At 36.8% G+C, this 19141-nt stretch carries 12 protein-coding genes and 1 pseudogene; 5 read left to right on the top strand and 8 right to left on the bottom strand.

Going from position 1 to position 19141, the window contains the following annotated elements; translation table 11 throughout:
* Nucleotides 1–3: 3 nt before the first annotated feature.
* Together J3U09_RS02985 and lysA are read right to left on the bottom strand one after the other, a co-directional pair.
* Complete coding sequence (locus J3U09_RS02985) at nucleotides 4–1410, bottom strand: APC family permease (protein ID WP_065563731.1); 1407 nt, start codon at nucleotides 1408–1410, stop codon at nucleotides 4–6.
* A 53-nt stretch (nucleotides 1411–1463) separates the two neighbouring features.
* A complete protein-coding gene (gene lysA, locus J3U09_RS02980) occupies nucleotides 1464–2861 on the bottom strand; it encodes a diaminopimelate decarboxylase (protein WP_065563732.1) in 1398 nt (465 codons plus the stop codon).
* 254 nt (nucleotides 2862–3115) lie between these two features.
* On the opposite strand from lysA, the gene J3U09_RS02975 reads away from it, so the two are divergent.
* Nucleotides 3116–4540: a sigma-54 interaction domain-containing protein gene (locus J3U09_RS02975; RefSeq protein WP_416380035.1), complete on the top strand. Its 1425-nt coding sequence runs from the start codon at nucleotides 3116–3118 to the stop codon at nucleotides 4538–4540.
* Here the strand turns inward: J3U09_RS02975 and J3U09_RS02970 are convergent.
* Nucleotides 4537–5718: an NAD(P)/FAD-dependent oxidoreductase gene (locus J3U09_RS02970; RefSeq protein ID WP_267357089.1), complete on the bottom strand. Its 1182-nt coding sequence runs from the start codon at nucleotides 5716–5718 to the stop codon at nucleotides 4537–4539. The two genes, J3U09_RS02975 and J3U09_RS02970, sit on opposite strands and share 4 nt — an antisense overlap.
* Nucleotides 5719–6107: 389 nt before the next feature.
* Here J3U09_RS02970 and gltB point away from each other — a divergent pair, with 389 nt between their 5' ends.
* Together gltB and J3U09_RS02960 are read left to right on the top strand one after the other, a co-directional pair.
* Entirely contained in the window at nucleotides 6108–10565 is a 4458-nt protein-coding gene (gltB, locus tag J3U09_RS02965) for a glutamate synthase large subunit (RefSeq protein ID WP_267357087.1), read from the top strand.
* Between the two features lie 14 nt (nucleotides 10566–10579).
* Nucleotides 10580–11992 carry an FAD-dependent oxidoreductase gene (locus tag J3U09_RS02960; protein ID WP_267357085.1) on the top strand — a complete coding sequence of 471 codons (1413 nt, stop codon included), beginning with the start codon at nucleotides 10580–10582 and terminating at the stop codon, nucleotides 11990–11992.
* A 234-nt stretch (nucleotides 11993–12226) separates the two neighbouring features.
* On the opposite strand, the gene J3U09_RS02955 is transcribed toward J3U09_RS02960, so the two are convergent.
* Together J3U09_RS02955 and mazG are read right to left on the bottom strand one after the other, a co-directional pair.
* The gene (locus J3U09_RS02955) at nucleotides 12227–12667 is read right to left on the bottom strand and encodes a hypothetical protein (protein ID WP_065735074.1); all 441 of its coding nucleotides are present in this window, start codon (nucleotides 12665–12667) and stop codon (nucleotides 12227–12229) included.
* Nucleotides 12660–13457: a nucleoside triphosphate pyrophosphohydrolase gene (gene mazG, locus J3U09_RS02950; protein ID WP_267357083.1), complete on the bottom strand. Its 798-nt coding sequence runs from the start codon at nucleotides 13455–13457 to the stop codon at nucleotides 12660–12662. Before mazG ends, J3U09_RS02955 begins: the two co-directional genes overlap by 8 nt.
* A 220-nt stretch (nucleotides 13458–13677) precedes the next feature.
* Between mazG and J3U09_RS02945 the strand changes: the two genes are divergently transcribed.
* Both J3U09_RS02945 and J3U09_RS02940 read left to right on the top strand, forming a co-directional pair.
* Nucleotides 13678–15681: an OPT family oligopeptide transporter gene (locus tag J3U09_RS02945; RefSeq protein WP_267357081.1), complete on the top strand. Its 2004-nt coding sequence runs from the start codon at nucleotides 13678–13680 to the stop codon at nucleotides 15679–15681.
* 221 nt (nucleotides 15682–15902) lie between these two features.
* A complete protein-coding gene (locus J3U09_RS02940; protein WP_267357079.1) occupies nucleotides 15903–17822 on the top strand; it encodes an ABC transporter ATP-binding protein in 1920 nt (639 codons plus the stop codon).
* Between the two features lie 138 nt (nucleotides 17823–17960).
* On the opposite strand, the gene nusG is transcribed toward J3U09_RS02940, so the two are convergent.
* The 3 genes and pseudogenes from nusG to J3U09_RS02925 form a co-directional block, all read right to left on the bottom strand.
* Entirely contained in the window at nucleotides 17961–18506 is a 546-nt protein-coding gene (nusG, locus tag J3U09_RS02935; protein WP_065563741.1) for a transcription termination/antitermination protein NusG, read from the bottom strand.
* Between the two features lies 1 nt (nucleotide 18507).
* Complete coding sequence (gene secE, locus J3U09_RS02930) at nucleotides 18508–18909, bottom strand: preprotein translocase subunit SecE (protein WP_065563742.1); 402 nt, start codon at nucleotides 18907–18909, stop codon at nucleotides 18508–18510.
* A 134-nt stretch (nucleotides 18910–19043) separates the two neighbouring features.
* A pseudogene (locus tag J3U09_RS02925) lies at nucleotides 19044–19141 on the bottom strand (elongation factor Tu); the annotation flags it as partial.

The raw sequence follows: 19141 nt of genomic DNA, 5'->3' as shown, positions 1-19141 counted from the left end.
ATCTTATTGCAAGCGGTTACGTCTTTGTGCGCGATGGTATATCCATTCAGCTAACACAATTGCAAGCACTGCACCACCAACAATTTTAGCGATGTACTCAACATATCCCCCCATATCAATTTGTGCTGGTGGAATAAAGACTAAGATCACCGCAAATAGCGTAGATAAGAAACCTAAACCAGGTAAAATAATTGGTAAAACTTTACCAGGAATCTTGAAGCTACGTGGTACATCTGGTTGAGTAATACGTAAGCGATAGTACGCAATAAACATCACTAAATAAGGAATAAAGTAACAAATGGTTGTTAATGCAGTTAACATCCAATATGCAGCAGCAATACTTGGTGATACGAATGTTGAGAAACAAAGTACCGTTACAATTATTGCTTGGATAACTAAAGCAAATGCTGGTGTTTGATATACAGGATGTAATCGACCAATACGTTCACCAAGTAAGTTATCTTCTTTTGATGCTTCTTGTAACATATAGATAGGACCAACTAACCATGAGTTAATTTGACCTAATGCACCAAAGAACAAACAAATTGCCATTACTGGTAATAACCAAGGCATGTGTAGCTCTTTAGCAGCAGCTTCCATCGCTTGCATTACACCGGCAACAATATCAGTATCAGCAGCTGGTAATAAGGTATTAATTGCCCAAGTACCAATCATATAGATACCAACGATAACAACTGCAGATACCGCCATCGCTTTAGGGAAGTCACGTTGTGGATCACGAGTACGACCAGCGATCATTGGTGCAACTTCTAGCCCAGCAAAAGCAAACATCATGCTTGATAAAAATACAATAGTATCCCAGCTACTTAAATCCGGAATCCAATCACTAACATGGCTATAATCAGTTGCCATTGGATGACCAGTCATTAACCATACAATAGCTAATAACACGATAATAGCAGCAGGAATAAATACACCTAACCATGCACTAACACTGTTAATGATTTTAGTCCATTTCATGCCTTTGATATTCATTAACGTTAAGATCCAGAATACTGCCATGGAGCCAACACCAATAAATACCTGATTCTGAGCAAGTTCAGGGCTAAACATATAACCAATTGCAGTAAAACCAAACTGCAACATTAATGGGAAGAAAAGCACACATGAAAACAGGAAGCAAACAACCACTATCCAACCGACACGTTTACCAAATGCTTCTTTTACCCATACAAAGATCCCACCATCTTTTGGCCAGCCTGTTGAAAGCTCACCACAAACCATGGCTAATGGAAAAAACAAACAAAATGCAGCAAGTAGCCAAAGCACCATTGCTGACGCTCCGTAAGGAGCAACATTAGGAATTTGACGTAAACTCAATATTGCAATGACATTCATAAACACAATGTCTTTAATACCAAGTAAACTTGAATCTTTAGAATCACTCATAATAACCTCACATAATAACAACTGGGGCAGTTATTGCCCCAGCCAGTTCATGATTAATACACGTCGTATCCAACCATATCCTCGTAAGTGTCTTCACGGCGAATCAATCGATCTTTGCCTTCTTTATCAATCATAACAACAGCAGTACGTGGGCGGTTGTTATAAACTGTTTGGCTTTCGATGGTATAAGCACCGGCATCAAGGAAAGCAATGATATCGCCAATTTGTGTGTCTTTAGGTAATAAGAATTCTTCACCTTTAACACCCACATGGAAATAGTCACCACCGTCACATAATGGACCCGCTAATTTAATGTACTCATCATGTTGCTCAGTGATTCTTGATGCATCATAAACATAGAAGAACCAATCAAAGTGTTGACTGTCAGATAATACGCTATAACCCGCATCAACAAATTTCCATTCAACATGTTCTTCGATGTTACCGTCTAAATCGTAATTAGTTTTACGTTTTTCACAAGCAACTTCAGTTAATAGCACACCAGCAGAACCGGTTACTTTACGACCAGGTTCGATACAAATTTCAACGTCAGTACGCCATTTATGTACTTCACTGATTACCGCATCGGCGAAATCTTGTGCAGTAATACCAGCATACATATTGTCTTCTAATGGATTACCATTTTCTTCGTCATATTTATATGGAACAGGAATACCACCACCAACGTTGATTAAATCAAATTTAATGCCAAGAACTTCTTCTAAACGTCGTGATTCATCAACTAATACTTTAGTCGCTTTTGCAAAAGGTTCTGCTTCTGGTACTTGATCCCCTACGTGCATATGTAAACCACGTAAATGAACATAAGGCATTTCAAGAATACGACGGCAAGTCTCTTCAGCTTGTTCTAAGTCGATACCAGATTTAGCGTGATAAGCGGTTACTAATTCTGCGTGAGTTGCTGACGGTACATTTGGTTCAACACGCACACAAACATTTGCAACTTTTTTCAAACGTCGTGAAATCTCATCAATAATATCAAGCTCATATAGGCTATCTACGTTGATGATGTAAAGATCGTTTTGGATAGCAAATTCTAAATCAACCGGTTTTTTAACCACACCGTTGAAAACAATTTGGCTACCTGGGAAACCGATTTCTAAACATTTACGAACTTCAAACATTGAGTTAGCTTCTGCATAGATACCCGCATCTTTAATCGCTTTAAGCACACCCATTACTGAACATGTTTTTGACGCATAGAAAATCTTAGTATTTGGATGAGCTTTAAACGAATCTTTGATCTCCTGAATATTACGGTCAATTTCTTTTTCAGAAAATACGTAAAAAGGTGTTGGATATTTCTTTGCTAATTCTTCCAAATTCACACCATCAAAACAAAGTTTGCCGCCTTGAGCACTGAAACGACGATCTTTAGTTATAAGATCTGTGCGTATTTTGTTATAATTTGACATAATTGTGTCGGACATATGACCTCCAGTTAATTAGTACATAAAAAAGGTAAGTAAAAAGATTACTCACTTACAATGCAATCAACGTGCCAACTTAAAAAAACACAAACAATCAATTGTTTAACAGAATAATTACAAATTTAATATTAGTCATTTAGTAAAAAATATGTTTTTATGACAAAAATTTGTCACTTTTTTTAGTAATAATTGAAAGATATTTAAATTAACGCTCGCTATACTTAGTAAGAATCCAACTTTCAAAAGGTTTTAGTATCATGATAATTGATCCTGAATTATTACAAGCATTGGAAATATTTAAACATTTTTTTGATCTAATACATCAGCCTATGGCTATTATTGACAAAGAAGGTAAATATATTTACTACAATCAGGAAAGTGCAGAACTTGATGGCTATCCAATGGAACAAGCCATAGGTAAACCAATGCTTAAAGTTTACCCTAATTTGAAAAAAGAAGATAGTACTATGCTACAAGCTTTACATGGTAAAGAATATCAAGATACCTATCAAACCTATTATAATCATGTGGGCAAATTAGTTGATTATCAACATACAACGGTTCCTCTTTATAATCACAAAAAAGAAATTATTGGCGCGGTTGAAATTGGTCGTAATTTATCTAATGTTAGACAACTGCAAGATCAGGTATTCAGTCTTAATAGAAAATTATATCAAAATAAAGAACAGCCATTACCAGAAATCGTTTTTGCTTCAAAAAAAATGCAACAGGTGATCGACCAGACTAATATTTTAGGTAGTAATGATGTGCCAGTATTGATTGTTGGCGAAACCGGCACTGGGAAAGAGCTATTTGCTAGATTAATTCACCAAACTAGCCAACGCCGTGATAAAGCGTTTATTTCACTTAACTGTAGCGCTTTGCCTACAACATTGATTGAAAGTACTTTATTCGGGACTGTCAAAGGAGCATTTACTGGAGCTGAAAATCGCCAAGGTTATCTTGAACTTGCTAATGGTGGTACGTTATTTCTTGATGAACTTAACGCGATGCCACTTGAAATGCAAAGCAAACTGTTACGATTCTTACAAGAAAAAACCTATTGGCCACTAGGCGGGAATAAAGAGCAACATGCTGATGTTCGAATTGTTGCAGCTATGAATGAATCACCGGCTGATTTATTAAAAACAGGCAAAATGCGTAGTGATCTATTTTATCGATTAAATGTCGGATTAATTAAACTGCCAGCACTACGCGAAAGACAAGAAGATATTCCTGTATTGGCAAGATACTTTATTGATAAACATAAAACTGATGTAAGTGTTGTGATTACTGGTATTAGTGAACATGCATTACAGCAACTTATGTCAGCGCCTTGGCCGGGTAATGTGCGAATGCTAGAAAACGCTATTGTCCGTAGTATGGTTTTACAAAATGAGCCAGGAGAATTGCAGCAGATTATTCTTGATGAAGAATTATTTGACCTTCATAGCCCTTACCCACAAGACGAAGCTAAACTTGAAAAACCGACTACCAGCGAAATAACTGGTAATCTTACCGAACAAGTCGAAAATTATGAAAAGCAACTTATTATTGATGCATTAAATCAGGCCAATGGGAAAATTATTACAGCGGCAAAATTACTCGATGTTTCGCGAACCACCTTACAATATAAAGTTAAGAAATATGATATACATATGGGGGTAATTGATAATTAATCAAAGGCTTGCGCGCAAGCAAATGCACTGCTCCAAGCCCATTGGAAATTATAACCACCTAGCCAACCAGCTACATCAACAACTTCACCAATAAAATAGAGATTGAGGTGATTTTTCGCCTCCATCGTCTTTGACGATAAAGCATCACAGCTCACACCACCCAAAGTTACCTCAGCTGTACGATAGCCTTCCGTTCCATTCGGTGTAACCATCCACCTAGTTAATGTTTGGTAAAGCACTTGCTGCTGAGTAGGCGTTAATTGCTTAACGGTTAAATCGGCTATCAAATTTAATTGCATCAAAACTTCAATTAACCGCTTCGGTAATATTTGCGCCAAACAATTTTTAATGCTTTGATTGCGATTATTTTCTAACAAGCGTTGAAAATCACCTTCAAAGCTTACGTCTGGCAACAAATTAATGGTAATGGCTTCACCTGCTTGCCAATAACTAGAGATTTGTAAAATCGCTGGTCCAGATAATCCTCGATGAGTAAATAGCAAATTCTCTTTAAAAGATATTCGTTCATTAGATACTTCAACCGGCACGGCAATGCCCGACAAAGTGGATAATACTTCTAGCAAAGGTTTATGTAAGGTAAATGGCACCAACCCTGCTTTTACGGGCACAACAGGAATCAAAAATTTTTCGGCAATTTTATATCCGATAGCGGTCACACCTAGTGCTGGCATAGATTGCCCACCAGTTGCTACAATTAATTTATCAGTATGAACAAAACCTTGTGAAGTCGATAATTTAAATCCTTGCTGCTCAGCCTCAACATCTTCAAGCTGAGTGTTTAACATGAATTTAACTTGCCCCTTTTGGCACTCTTGGGCAAGCATATCAACAATATCTTGCGCTGAATTATCACAAAATAACTGACCATGATCTTTTTCGTGATAGGCAATATTGTATTGATTAACCAGTTGAATAAAATCCCATTGAGTAAAGCGCTTTAATGCAGACTTACAAAAATGACGATTTTCTGAAATATAATGGGTCGATTCTACGTTAAGGTTGGTAAAATTACATTTACCACCACCAGACATTAAAATTTTGCGTCCTAATTTTTTACCATTATCAATAACAGTTACATCATAACCTTTTTGTCCTAATAATCCGGCACAAAAAAGCCCAGCAGCACCCGCACCAATAATTGTAATTTTATTTTGCATATAAAACCTATTACCCATAATAAAGATTATCTATTATATAAGAGTAGCGATTCTAACTCACTCATTCTTGAAAAAATGTGTAAAAATCGCCAATTTTGATGCTCAAAAACCCCGTTCCTCAACTTTTTTTAATCAAATATTAATTATTATTATGAGAAAAAAACCAATTTCTGAAACTTTTGTCTCTATTAAATTTTAATTATAGTATAAACAAATAGTTAATATGAGATATTAGCTTCATTAATAAATATAGACTGAGTTATTAAAAGATTGACTTATAAGTAATATTTATTTGACCAAAAACCTATTTTTAATTACCTTCACACCTATTATGGGATTAATGCCTATATCTTCTCAAAAAATAATAACGATGAATTAGAGGCAATGATATGTTATATAACCAGCATCATGAGAAAGATAACTGCGGATTTGGTTTAATCGCTCATATTGAAGGGCAACCAAGTCACAAAGTGGTGCGTACTGCAATCCACGGACTTGCTCGAATGCAACACCGTGGTGCCATTTTATCCGATGGTAAAACGGGCGATGGCTGCGGGCTTTTAATGCAAAAACCAGATCGATTTTTTAGAGTTGTCGCAGAAGATGCCGGATGGCGTTTGGCAACAAACTATGCTGTAGGCATGCTATTTTTAAGCCAAGATGAAGCCGAAGCCCAAGCAAGCCGTGATATTGTAGAAGAAGAGTTAGCCGAAGAAACTTTATCTATTTTAGGTTGGCGTGAAGTACCAATTGATAAAAGCGTTCTGGGTGAAATCGCCCTGTCATCACTGCCAAGAATCGAACAAGTTTTTGTTAATGCCCCTGCTGGATGGACAAAAATTGATTTAGAGCGTCGTTTATATATGGTACGACGCCGCATAGAAAAACGTGTGCAAGATGATACGTTTTACGTATGTAGTTTTTCAAATCAGGTCAATATCTATAAAGGCTTATGTATGCCTAAAGATTTACCTAGATTCTATTTAGATTTGGCTGATATTCGTATGGAAACAGCAATTTGTTTATTCCATCAGCGTTTTTCAACCAATACCGTACCGCGTTGGCCACTTGCTCAACCATTTAGACATTTAGCCCACAATGGTGAAATTAATACTATCGAGGGTAATCGGCAATGGGCTAAAGCGCGATCTTACAAATTCAAAACGCCACTTATACCCGATTTACAAGATGCCGCGCCGTTCGTTAATGTTACGGGCTCGGATTCAAGCTCGCTAGATAATATGCTTGAATTATTCTTAGTAGGCGGTATGGATATTGTTCGTGCTATGCGTTTACTTGTACCTCCTGCATGGCAAAACAATCCGGATATGAATGAAGATCTCCGTGCTTTTTTTGATTTCAACTCTATGCATATGGAACCGTGGGACGGCCCTGCAGGTATCGTTATGTCCGATGGACGTTATGCCGCTTGTAACTTAGATCGTAATGGCCTTCGCCCTGCACGTTATGTGATTACCACTGACAAACTAATTACTTGTGCATCCGAAATTGGTATTTGGGATTATCAACCAGATGAAGTAGTGACCAAAGGACGTGTTGGCCCCGGTGAATTACTAGTGATTGATACTGAAGAAGGTCGCATTTTACAATCGTCAGAAACGGATAACGATTTACAAAAACGTCATCCGTACAAAGAATGGATGGCTAAGAATGTAAAACGGCTGATTCCATTTGAAGATCTTCCTGATGATGATATCGGCTCTCGTGATTATGACGATACTTTACTAGCTACTTACCAAAAACAATTTGGTTATAGCAGTGAAGAACTTGACCAGTGTATTCGAGTCTTAGGTGAAAATGGTCAAGAAGCAACAGGCTCTATGGGCGATGATACGCCATTTGCGGTATTATCAAGTCGTCCTCGCTTAATTTATGATTACTTCCGACAAAAATTTGCTCAGGTAACTAACCCACCTATCGACCCATTACGTGAAGCACACGTGATGTCACTATCAACGAGTATTGGTCGTGAAATGAATGTGTTTGCTGAAGCAGAAGGTCAAGCTCATCGAGTTGCTTTTAAATACCCGGTATTAGTTCATTCGGATTTTAAACAATTAACGACCTTAGAATCACGCTACTACAAATCTGAAACGCTTGACATCACTTATGAAATTGATGGTAGCTTACGTGATGCAATTGAACAATTATGTGGTGATGCCGAAGCAAAAGTACGTGAAGGAACTGTACTACTAATCCTATCTGATAAAAATATAGCGCCAGATCGCTTACCTATTCCAGCCCCAATGGCTGTTGGCGCAGTGCAACAACGTTTAGTTGAAAAAAATCTACGCTGTGATGCCAATATCATTGTTGAAACCGCAAGCTGTCGAGATCCGCATCAGTTTGCAGTCTTGCTAGGGTTTGGCGCAACTGCAATTTATCCATACTTAGCTTATGAAACTTTAGCGCAAATGGTCGATAATGGTACGATGAATAAATCTTACCGTGAAGCGATTATTAATTACCGTAATGGTATTAATAAAGGCTTATATAAGATTATGTCAAAAATGGGGATTTCAACAGTCGCCTCTTACCGTTGCTCTAAACTATTTGAAGCAGTTGGTCTCCATGAAGAAGTCGTTGAGCTATGCTTCCAAGGTGTAACTAGCCGTATCAGTGGTGCCAATTTTGAGGACTTTGCTCAAGATCAGTTTAATTTATCTAAAAAAGCATGGTTACGACGTAAACCATTAGAACAAGGTGGATTACTCAAATTTGTTTATGGTGGTGAATACCACGCTTATAATCCAGATGTAGTGCAATCACTACAAAAAGCAGTTAATGAAGGTAATTATGAAGATTATCAACGTTATGCGGATATTGTAAATAATCGACCACCAGCAACTCTACGAGATTTATTAAAACTAAATCCTCCTGAAAACGCGGCTATTTCGCTTGATGAAGTTGAACCAGAATCATCATTGTTTAAACGCTTTGACTCCGCTGCCATGTCAATCGGTGCCTTAAGCCCAGAGGCGCATGAATCATTAGCTGAAGCAATGAATACATTAGGTGGTTTTTCTAATTCTGGTGAGGGTGGAGAAGATCCCGCTCGTTACAACACGATAAAAGTATCACGTATCAAACAAGTGGCTTCTGGTCGATTTGGTGTTACACCAGGCTACTTAATGAGTGCCGATGTTATTCAAATCAAAGTAGCCCAAGGCGCAAAACCAGGTGAGGGAGGACAATTACCTGGTGATAAAGTCACCCCTTATATTGCAAAATTACGTTTTTCTGTGCCGGGGGTAACATTAATTTCACCTCCTCCACACCACGATATTTATTCAATTGAAGATTTAGCTCAATTGATTTTTGACTTGAAACAGATTAATCCAACTGCAATGATTTCGGTTAAATTAGTCTCTGAACCGGGAGTAGGCACTATCGCAACAGGGGTTGCTAAAGCATATGCAGATTTAATCACCATTTCAGGTTATGACGGTGGTACTGGTGCCAGCCCATTAACATCAGTTAAATATGCGGGTTCCCCTTGGGAGCTTGGCTTGGTTGAAACCCAGCAATCATTAGTTGCTAACGGGTTACGTCATAAAATACGTTTGCAAGTTGATGGTGGGTTAAAAACCGGGGCAGATATTGTAAAAGCTTCAATTTTAGGCGCTGAAAGTTTTGGTTTTGGTACTGGGCCAATGGTTGCATTGGGTTGTAAATACCTCCGTATTTGTCACCTAAATAACTGTGCAACCGGCGTGGCCACTCAAGACGAAAAATTACGTAGCGAACATTATCATGGATTGCCAGAAAAAGCGATGAACTACTTCCGTTTTCTTGCGCGTAATACTCGAGAAGTTATGGCTGAACTTGGTGTTAGACAAATTGTTGATTTAATTGGTCGTACTGATCTGCTTATTGAACTAGATGGTATTACTGCAAAACAGCAAAAACTGGATTTATCAAGTTTACTTAAAACAGCATCACCTATTGAAGGCAAACCAGTTCATTGTATTGAAGATAACAAACCATTTGATAAAGGTGTGCTTAATAAAGAGATCATAACTCAAGCACAAGATGCGGTTGATAATCGTCAAACTAAAAGTTTCTACTTTGACATTCAAAATACAGATCGCTCTGTTGGTACCACTTTATCCGGTTATATTGCTAAAAAATATGGCGATCAAGGCTTGGTTACCTCCCCTATTTCGTTGAACTTCAATGGTACTGCTGGCCAAAGTTTTGGCGTTTGGAATGCTGGTGGTGTGGATTTAACCCTTACAGGGGATGCTAATGACTATGTTGGTAAAGGCATGGCTGGTGGTCGCATTGTCATTCGTCCACCACAAGGTTCTGCATTTTTGAGCCATGAAGCAACCATTGCTGGTAATACCTGTTTATATGGCGCAACTGGCGGTAAATTATTTGCTGCTGGTCGGGCGGGTGAGCGTTTTGCTGTGCGTAACTCTGGAGCCATAAGTGTGGTTGAAGGCATTGGTGATAATGGCTGCGAATATATGACGGGCGGAATTGTCTGTGTTTTAGGAAAAACTGGCGTAAACTTCGGTGCTGGTATGACTGGTGGTTTTGCTTATATTTTAGATACCGATGGTGATTTGCATAAGCGTATAAATAAAGAGTTGGTGGAAATGTTAAATGTGGCTGACTACTCGATTCATGAAGAACATTTACGTGGTTTAATCATGGAACACGCACAGCTTACTCATTCATCTTGGGCAGAAGAGATATTAGCTAATTGGGAAGATTTTGCGAAACAATTTGTTTTAGTTAAACCAAAATCTAGTGATGTTAAAGCGTTATTAGGTCACCGTAGTCGCTCTTCAGCAGAGCTACGTGTGCAAGCACAGTAAGGAGAAAACACGATATGAGTCAAAATGTTTATCAGTTTATCGATTTACAACGTGTTGATCCGCCTAAAAAATCGCTAAACGTCCGTAAAATTGAGTTTGTTGAAATTTATGAAGGCTTTTCAGCCTCGCAATCTCAAGCACAAGCAGATCGTTGTCTGGCTTGTGGTAATCCTTATTGTGAATGGCGCTGTCCAGTACATAACTATATTCCTAATTGGTTAAAATTAATTAATGAAGGAAAGATTTTAGAGGCGGTTGAGCTATCTCACCAAACCAATAGTCTACCAGAGGTGTGTGGACGAGTTTGTCCGCAAGATCGTCTTTGTGAAGGTTCCTGTACTTTAAATGCTGAATTTGGAGCCGTAACGATTGGCAGTATTGAACGTTATATTACTGATGAAGCCTTTAAAATGGGATGGAAACCAAATCTATCTAACGTTGAAAAAACTGGACTAAGAGTCGCAATTATTGGTGCAGGCCCTGCTGGATTAGCTTGCGCTGATGTCTTAGTACGTAATGGTGTTACACCAGTTGTTTTTGATCGTCATCCGGAAATTGGGGGCCTATTAACTTTTGGTATTCCTGCTTTCAAATTAGATAAAGAAGTCTTAATTCACCGCAGACATGTCTTTACCGAAATGGGAATTGAGTTTCGCCTTAATACTGAAGTGGGTAAAACTGTACAATTAGCCGATCTCATCAATGAATTTGATGCAGTTTTTGTTGGTACTGGTACTTATCAATCAATGCGTGCAGGCCTAGAAAATGAAGATGCCGATGGAGTTTATGATGCCCTACCATTTTTAATTGCTAATACCAAACATATTATGCAACACCAACAAACTGATGATGCGCCTTATGTCGATATGAAAAATAAACGCGTCGTGGTATTAGGTGGTGGTGATACAGCAATGGATTGCGTTCGAACGTCTATACGTCAAGGTGCAACTGAAGTGACTTGCGCCTATCGCCGTGATGAAGCTAATATGCCGGGTTCTAAACGCGAGGTTAAAAATGCTAAAGAAGAAGGCGCACAATTCCAATTCAATGTACAACCTCTGAGCATCGAAATCAATGATGCCGGTCATGTTACTGGTGTAAAAATGGTAAGAACGGAGCTTGGCGAACCTGATGCAAAAGGACGTCGTTCTCCGGTGATAATTCAAGGATCGGAATTTGTACTTCCGGCAGATGCAGTTGTAATGGCATTTGGCTTTAAACCTCATTCTATGCCGTGGTTAGCCGAACATGGTGTTGATTTTGATGATAGAGGGCGCATAATCGCATCACAAAGCAAAGGTTACCAAACCAGCCATCCAAAAATCTTTGCTGGTGGTGATGCGGTAAGAGGATCGGATTTAGTGGTGACTGCCATTAGCGAAGGTCGCAAAGGGGCAGAAGGGATTTTAGATTACTTAGAAGTATAAAGTGATTAACTAAGTAAACCTTATTTCCATTCCCTACTGAGTGGGAGTAAGGCTTATTACTTAATATTTATTGATCTGCCTAAACCATAACGTTTATTGATTACAACCTAAATATCGTCATTTATCGAGTTGAAATCGCCAATGCATATTCACTTTGATAATTGGCATTAATGACTATTAGCTGATAACATGAAATTGTATCAGCTAATAACCTTTAATTATTGTATTATTTGGTTATAAATAGACAATCTGAGAACCATTTTCAGGATTTTTAGTCGCCTCAGCAAACCCTTCTAAGAAAAAGGCTAGATGATCAGCTTCATCCCCTAAAAGGCGCCCTTTGACTTTATTCCAAGTTAATAACACGATAGCTGCTTGTGGTTCACAACAAATTAACATCGGTTGTTCAAGTTCTTCATTCCAATAAAACTCACCGCCGTATAATTTTTGGGCTGTCAGTAATAAGTAACAACCATACTCTTGAGCAATCATATTAAGCTGTTCTTCAGGGATACTAAAATTTTTATCAGCTAATTCACCAATAATAATTTCAACAACAGAAATACTTTTTTCGGAATAATCGAGCTGGTTAATACTCCACGTTGGGCTATGTAAAATGGCATTTTGTGCCCATGCTTCGATTTCTTGATATAATTCATTTTTTTGTTCAGTCATTTTGATTTACTTCGCTAGATAATTGTTCAGATTGTTTGACAATTTGCCATGCATCTTCCATTTCTTCAAGTGTTGCATCAATTAAATTTTGATTTTTTTGTTTAAGTAATAATTCTACCTGCTTAAAACGCCTTATAAACTTGTTATTGGCATTTTGTAAACATAACTCAGATTTAACTTTTAAATGTCTGGCTAAGTTAACGGTGGCAAAAAATAAGTCGCCAAGCTCTTCTTCAATTTTGGATTGATCTTGTGCGGTTTTATTCAATTCCTCTTCCACTTCGCTAAGCTCTTCTTTAACTTTATCAATAACAGGTTTTAACTCTACCCAATCAAATCCAACTGATGCACAGCGTTTTTGTATTTTTTCAGCTTTCATTAATGCTGGAATGGCGGTGGGAATATCATCTAATAGTGAATATTGTGCTCGTTTATCACGTTCTTGTTGCTTAAGTTGTTCCCAATTTGGCTTAACAGTAGTATCATTTGAAAAGACATGGGGATGACGACTAATCAGCTTATCAGCAACAGAGAGGCAGATATCATCAAAATTAAATAAACCTTGTTCATTTGCTAAGTCAGCATAAAAAACAATCTGAAACAGTAGATCACCCAGTTCATTTTTAAGTTCAGCCATATCTTTTTTTTCTATGGCATCTAAGACTTCATAAGTTTCTTCTAGAGTATATGATTTTAATGATTCAAAAGTTTGCTTACTGTCCCATTCGCAACCTTTAATTGGATTACGTAATTGTTTAGTAATAGCTTGTAAACGTTCTAATTGGTTCACGATATTTCTCACAAAGTAGTAATTGTTAAATAACATTGTATCAAAACAAAATAGTAATGTTTTAATAACTAAATAGTAAGCATCCAAAATTTAATAAAAATATTTCCATTTAAAAACAATGGATAAAAATTTAAAAACAATAAAATCACACAGATTTACACTCAAAACACACAATTAAGTATATAATACATTTAATTTAAACTTAAAAAACACTAAAAATATGAATAAACTACGAGAACTTACATTTAGAGGTATTATTCTTGGTGCACTGATAACAATGATTTTTACTGCATCAAATGTTTATCTGGGCTTAAAGGTCGGTTTAACTTTTTCATCTGCAATTCCTGCAGCTGTAATTTCTATGGCGATTTTGCGGTTTTTCCCTAATTCAACCATTTTAGAAAATAATATGGTTCAAACGCAAGCTTCTGCTGCAGGGACATTATCTTCAATCATTTTTGTTATTCCGGGCTTATTAATGATGGGATACTGGCATGATTTCCCATTTTGGTTAACCTTTGCTGTATGTTTGGCTGGTGGTATGTTAGGTGTGTTATTTTCTATACCGCTTCGACATGTCATGGTAGTAAAAAGCGATTTACCTTACCCTGAGGGTGTTGCTGCTGCCGAGATATTAAAGGCTGGGTCAAAGGCAGAAGGAAATGACGCTAATGGTGGATTAAAAGATATTTTATTCGGTGGCGTAATTGCTTCTTTAGTCAGTTTATTTACTAATGGATTTAAACTGCTATCTGGAAATACAGCTTATTGGTTCACAGCAGGCAAAGCAATATTTCAAATACCCTTAGGGTTTTCTTTAGCATTATTAAGTGCAGGCTATCTAATTGGTATTATTTCAGGTATTGCAATACTACTTGGGACTATTATTGCTTGGGTATTTGGCATACCGATTTTAACAGTTATCAACGGTTATGATTCAAGTTTACCTTTATCTCAAGTTGCCATGCAAATTTGGGACAACGATATCCGTTTTATTGGTGCAGGAACGATTGCTATTTCAGCTGTTTGGACTTTGCTCTCTTTAATAAAACCAGTTATTGAAGGAGTGAAAATTTCTTTTAAAACTCTACGTTCAGATGTGTCAATAAAAGACACAACAGAACGCGATCTATCCCCTAAATGGATTTTTTCTATTATGGGGATGATGTTAGTCATTTTAGTCGTGACTTTTTATTCATTTATAGCTGATAGTGGCTTATCTACAGGCATAGCTTGGTCATTAGTTGCATGTGCGGTATTGTTTTCTTTTATTATGGGTTTTTTAGTTGCTGCAGCTTGTGGATATATGGCTGGTTTAGTCGGATCATCAGCAAGTCCTATGTCTGGTATTGCAATAGTTGCAGTTATTGCTGTTTCACTTATTTTATTAGGACTAGGTGAAATTAATGGCATGTTATCAACGATTGAAGGATCGAATTTTGCAACAGCATTAGCATTATTTACGACAAGTACTGTTTTAGCAATAGCATGTATATCAAATGATAATTTGCAAGATTTAAAAACAGGCTATCTAGTCAATGCAACACCATGGAAGCAACAAGTTTCTTTATTAATTGGTTGCTTTGTGGGTGCTTTAGTTATAGCTCCTATTCTAGAAACCTTATATCACGCTTACGGATTTACAGGTGCTGTTCCTCGCAGTGATATGGATCTTTCTCAAGTTTTAGCTGCTCCTCAAGCATCTTTAATGACAACTATTGCACAAGGTATTTTTTCGCATAAACTTGATTGGACAATGATTTTTATTGGCCTAGTATTAGGGGGAATAATTATCATCACTGATTTAATTTTTGCTAAAAATAACTCAAAATTTAGATTACCAGCTCTTGCTGTCGGATTAGGCATTTATTTACCACCAAGTGTCACTACACCGATTTTTGTTGGCACATTACTATCTTGGATTATAAAACGTTATACTTATGCTAACGCAAAGAAAAATAATGTTGATCCAGAAATACAATTTAAAAAAGTGGATAGCAAAGCAGCATTAATTGCATCTGGCTTAATAGTTGGTGAAAGTTTAATTGGCGTTATATTAGCGGTAGTAATTGTGATAAGTATTACTAATGGAGGAAGTGATGCCCCATTGGCAATATTTAAAAACTTAGGTGATTTACCACAATACCTAGGATTATTGGTATTTATCCTTATCTGTTGGCTTTTTATTCGCAGAGCTTTGTCGGCAATAAAAAGTAAAATTTAAGTGATATTAATATTTAGGCAATTATTACATTAATTATTAAATATGATTTTTATTCAACATATTAATAAATAATCTTATTTTATCATTTTCCGCATTGTTTACCGTATCAATCATAAATATTCGATTCAAATGCAATGCGGATAAATCACCGGTAAAACGTATTGCATAAAGTTCTTTTTTTGTTAGCATAGCTTTTTTTTAGAGTAATAGATGGCAATATTATGATTGTTTTTGATTCTATCCAAATTCGTCGTGGTGTTAATCTGCTTTTAGATAACGCTTCAGCAACAATTAATCCTAAACAAAAAGTTGGATTAGTAGGTAAAAATGGTTGTGGTAAATCCACCCTTTTTTCATTAATTAAAGGCGAAATTCACTCTGATGCTGGAAGTGTATCAATACCTACACAATGGCAGCTTGCTTGGGTTAATCAAGAAACACCTGCTTTAGATGTTCCAGCTATTGAATACGCTATTGATGGGGATCGAGAATATCGCCAATTAGAACAAAAACTAACGATTGCTAATCAAGCAAATAATGGTGAGCAAATTGCGATTATTCACGAACAACTCGATACCATTGATGCTTGGACAATACGGGCAAGAGCCGCAACACTATTACATGGTTTAGGATTTTCTAACGAACAACTCAATTTACCGGTTAAATCCTACTCGGGCGGTTGGCGGATGAGACTAAATTTGGCGCAAGCGTTAATGTGCCGTTCTGATTTACTGCTGCTTGACGAACCAACTAACCACCTTGACTTAGATGCAGTGATTTGGCTTGAAAAATGGTTGAGTAATTATCAGGGAACGCTTATTTTAATCTCTCATGACCGAGACTTTTTAGATCCACTTGTTAATAAAATTATTCATATTGAACAAAAAAGTTTATTTGAATATACCGGAAACTATTCTTCATTCGAAAACCAACGTATAACTAAATTGGCACAACAACAATCATTATACGAAAGTCAGCAACAAAAAGTCGCCCATCTGCAAAGCTATATTGATCGCTTTAGAGCAAAAGCAACCAAAGCAAAACAGGCTCAAAGCCGAATTAAAATGTTAGAAAAAATGGAGCTTATTGCACCGGCACATGTGGATAATCCTTTCCATTTCAATTTTAAACCTTCTGAATTTTTACCAAGTCCATTATTGATGATGGATAAGGTGGTTGCTGGTTATGGAGATAAAATCGTCCTTGAAAAAATTAAATTAAATCTTGTTCCCGGTTCGAGAATTGGTTTATTAGGACGGAACGGAGCTGGTAAATCGACTTTAATTAAATTATTAGCGGGAGAATTACAACCTAAAGAAGGTCATATTAATTTAGCCAAAGGTGTTCAATTAGGCTATTTCGCTCAGCATCAGTTAGAGTATTTGCGTGGTGAAGAATCCTCACTTTGGCATTTAACCAAGCTTTCTGATCCTAAAATAACAGAACAAGAATTGCGTAATTACTTAGGTGGTTTTGATTTTCATGACGATAAAGTCAATGAACCTGTAAAAACATTTTCAGGTGGTGAAAAAGCTCGACTAGTTTTAGCATTAATTGTTTGGCAAAAACCAAACCTACTGTTACTTGATGAGCCAACTAACCATTTAGATTTAGATATGCGCCAAGCATTAACTGAAGCGCTTATTGATTTCGAAGGCGCGTTAGTTGTTGTATCGCATGATCGCCACTTACTACGCTCAACAACTGATGAGTTTTATTTAGTTCACGATCACAAAGTTGAACCATTTAATGGTGATCTCGATGATTATCAAAAATGGCTTGCCGACGAACAAAAAGCTGAAAATCAGCCACCGCAACAAGATGATAGTCATAATGACAATAGCAAAAATCTTTCTGCACAAGACCGTAAAGAACAAAAACGCAAAGAGGCCGATCGGCGAGCACAAATGCAACCGCTGAAAAAACAGTTACAAAAAGAGGAACAGACCCTCGAACAGTTAAGTAAGCAATTAAAATTGATTGAAGAGCAATTAGCCGATTCATCTATTTATGAAGCAGATAAAAAAAGTGAGTTAACACAATTATTGTTACAACAAAGCCAGTTAAAAGGTAAGCAAGAAGAGTCAGAATTGGCATGGTTGGATTTACAACAACAACTTGAAGAGTTTGAATCGGCATAAAACGATTGGTAAGAATTGACAAAAACCATGGAGTATAAGTCAATTCAGATATCGCCTTATTAATACTGTTCTACATTAATAAGACAAAAAAAATCACAGAATTAATTCTGTGATTTTTTATATGGGTATTTTGAGATATTAGCTTTTTTCGACTTGGCTAAAATCAAGTTCAACCGGTGTTGAACGACCAAAAATTGATACCGATACTTTTAGGCGACTTTTTTCATAATCAACTTCTTCAACTACACCATTAAAGTCTGCAAACGGTCCTTCATTAACTCGAACAAGTTCACCTGGTTCAAATAGGGTTTTAGGACGTGGTTTATCACCAACTTGTTGTAAACGATTCATGATAGCGTCAACTTCACGCTGGCTTATTGGTGCTGGTCGATCTGATGTTCCACCAATGAATCCTAGAGTTCTTGGAACACTTTTAACTAGATGCCAAGTCGCATCGTTCATCATCATTTCAACTAAAACATAACCTGGGAAAAATTTACGTTCACTTTTACGGCGTTGACCGCTTTTCATTTCGACAACTTCTTCGGTTGGTACTAAAACTTCACCAAAGGAATCTTCCATATTATGTAATTTAATATATTCACGTAATGATTGTGCAACACGTGCTTCATAGCCAGAATAAGCTTGGATCACATACCAGCGTTTTTGTTGTGTTTCACTCATATTAACGCCCTATTAATGTTAAATAAAAGATGACTGAACGGAATAAAGAATCCATACCCCAAAGAGCTGTACCAACAATAATTGTAATAACAGCTATTAATAAAGTTGTTTGTACTGTTTCTTTACGAGTTGGCCATACAACTTTTCTTAACTCTTTTCGTGATTCTTGCAGAAATGTTATAAATGATTTTCCTTTATTGGTTGTAAATGCAATAAATAAGGTTAAAAGCGAAATGACAACAACCGCAATAATTCGAACAACTGTATTTGGTTGATATATATCATTAGGCGCAGAGAAATAAGAATTTCCCCAAACAATTAACGCAATTAATACTAGAACCAAAACCCATTTAAACTTGTCTAGAACTGTGCTTGTATCTTGACTCTCGTTACTTACTAGCATATAGAACCTATAATTATGTTATTTATAATATTATCCATTTTCCAAAATGCTCTTTTTAATAAAAACATTTTGCTAAACAGACTAGATAAGAAAGGGCATCAAACGACACCCTTTCTAAATAGTGCTTGCTTAAATTATTTAATAACCTTAGCAACAACACCAGCACCAACAGTACGACCACCTTCACGGATAGCGAAACGTAAGCCGTCTGCCATTGCGATTGGGTGAATTA

Origin of the sequence: Gilliamella sp. B2889 (assembly GCF_026536885.1) — a bacterium.
In the GTDB taxonomy this organism is placed as follows: domain Bacteria; phylum Pseudomonadota; class Gammaproteobacteria; order Enterobacterales; family Orbaceae; genus Gilliamella; species Gilliamella apicola_E.
Note: the sequence above shows the minus strand (reverse complement) of the source record. Positions and strands in the feature narration are given on the sequence as shown.

Bases quoted from the DNA above. Each gene is read 5' to 3' on its own strand.
- J3U09_RS02985 (WP_065563731.1), bottom strand. From the start codon at position 1,410: ATGAGTGATTCTAAAGATTCAAGTTTACTTGGTATTAAAGACATTGTG.
- lysA (WP_065563732.1), bottom strand. From the start codon at position 2,861: ATGTCCGACACAATTATGTCAAATTATAACAAAATACGCACAGATCTT.
- J3U09_RS02970 (WP_267357089.1), bottom strand. From the start codon at position 5,718: ATGCAAAATAAAATTACAATTATTGGTGCGGGTGCTGCTGGGCTTTTT.
- gltB (WP_267357087.1), top strand. From the start codon at position 6,108: ATGTTATATAACCAGCATCATGAGAAAGATAACTGCGGATTTGGTTTA.
- J3U09_RS02960 (WP_267357085.1), top strand. From the start codon at position 10,580: ATGAGTCAAAATGTTTATCAGTTTATCGATTTACAACGTGTTGATCCG.
- J3U09_RS02955 (WP_065735074.1), bottom strand. From the start codon at position 12,667: ATGACTGAACAAAAAAATGAATTATATCAAGAAATCGAAGCATGGGCA.
- J3U09_RS02945 (WP_267357081.1), top strand. From the start codon at position 13,678: ATGAATAAACTACGAGAACTTACATTTAGAGGTATTATTCTTGGTGCA.
- J3U09_RS02940 (WP_267357079.1), top strand. From the start codon at position 15,903: ATGATTGTTTTTGATTCTATCCAAATTCGTCGTGGTGTTAATCTGCTT.
- nusG (WP_065563741.1), bottom strand. From the start codon at position 18,506: ATGAGTGAAACACAACAAAAACGCTGGTATGTGATCCAAGCTTATTCT.
- secE (WP_065563742.1), bottom strand. From the start codon at position 18,909: ATGCTAGTAAGTAACGAGAGTCAAGATACAAGCACAGTTCTAGACAAG.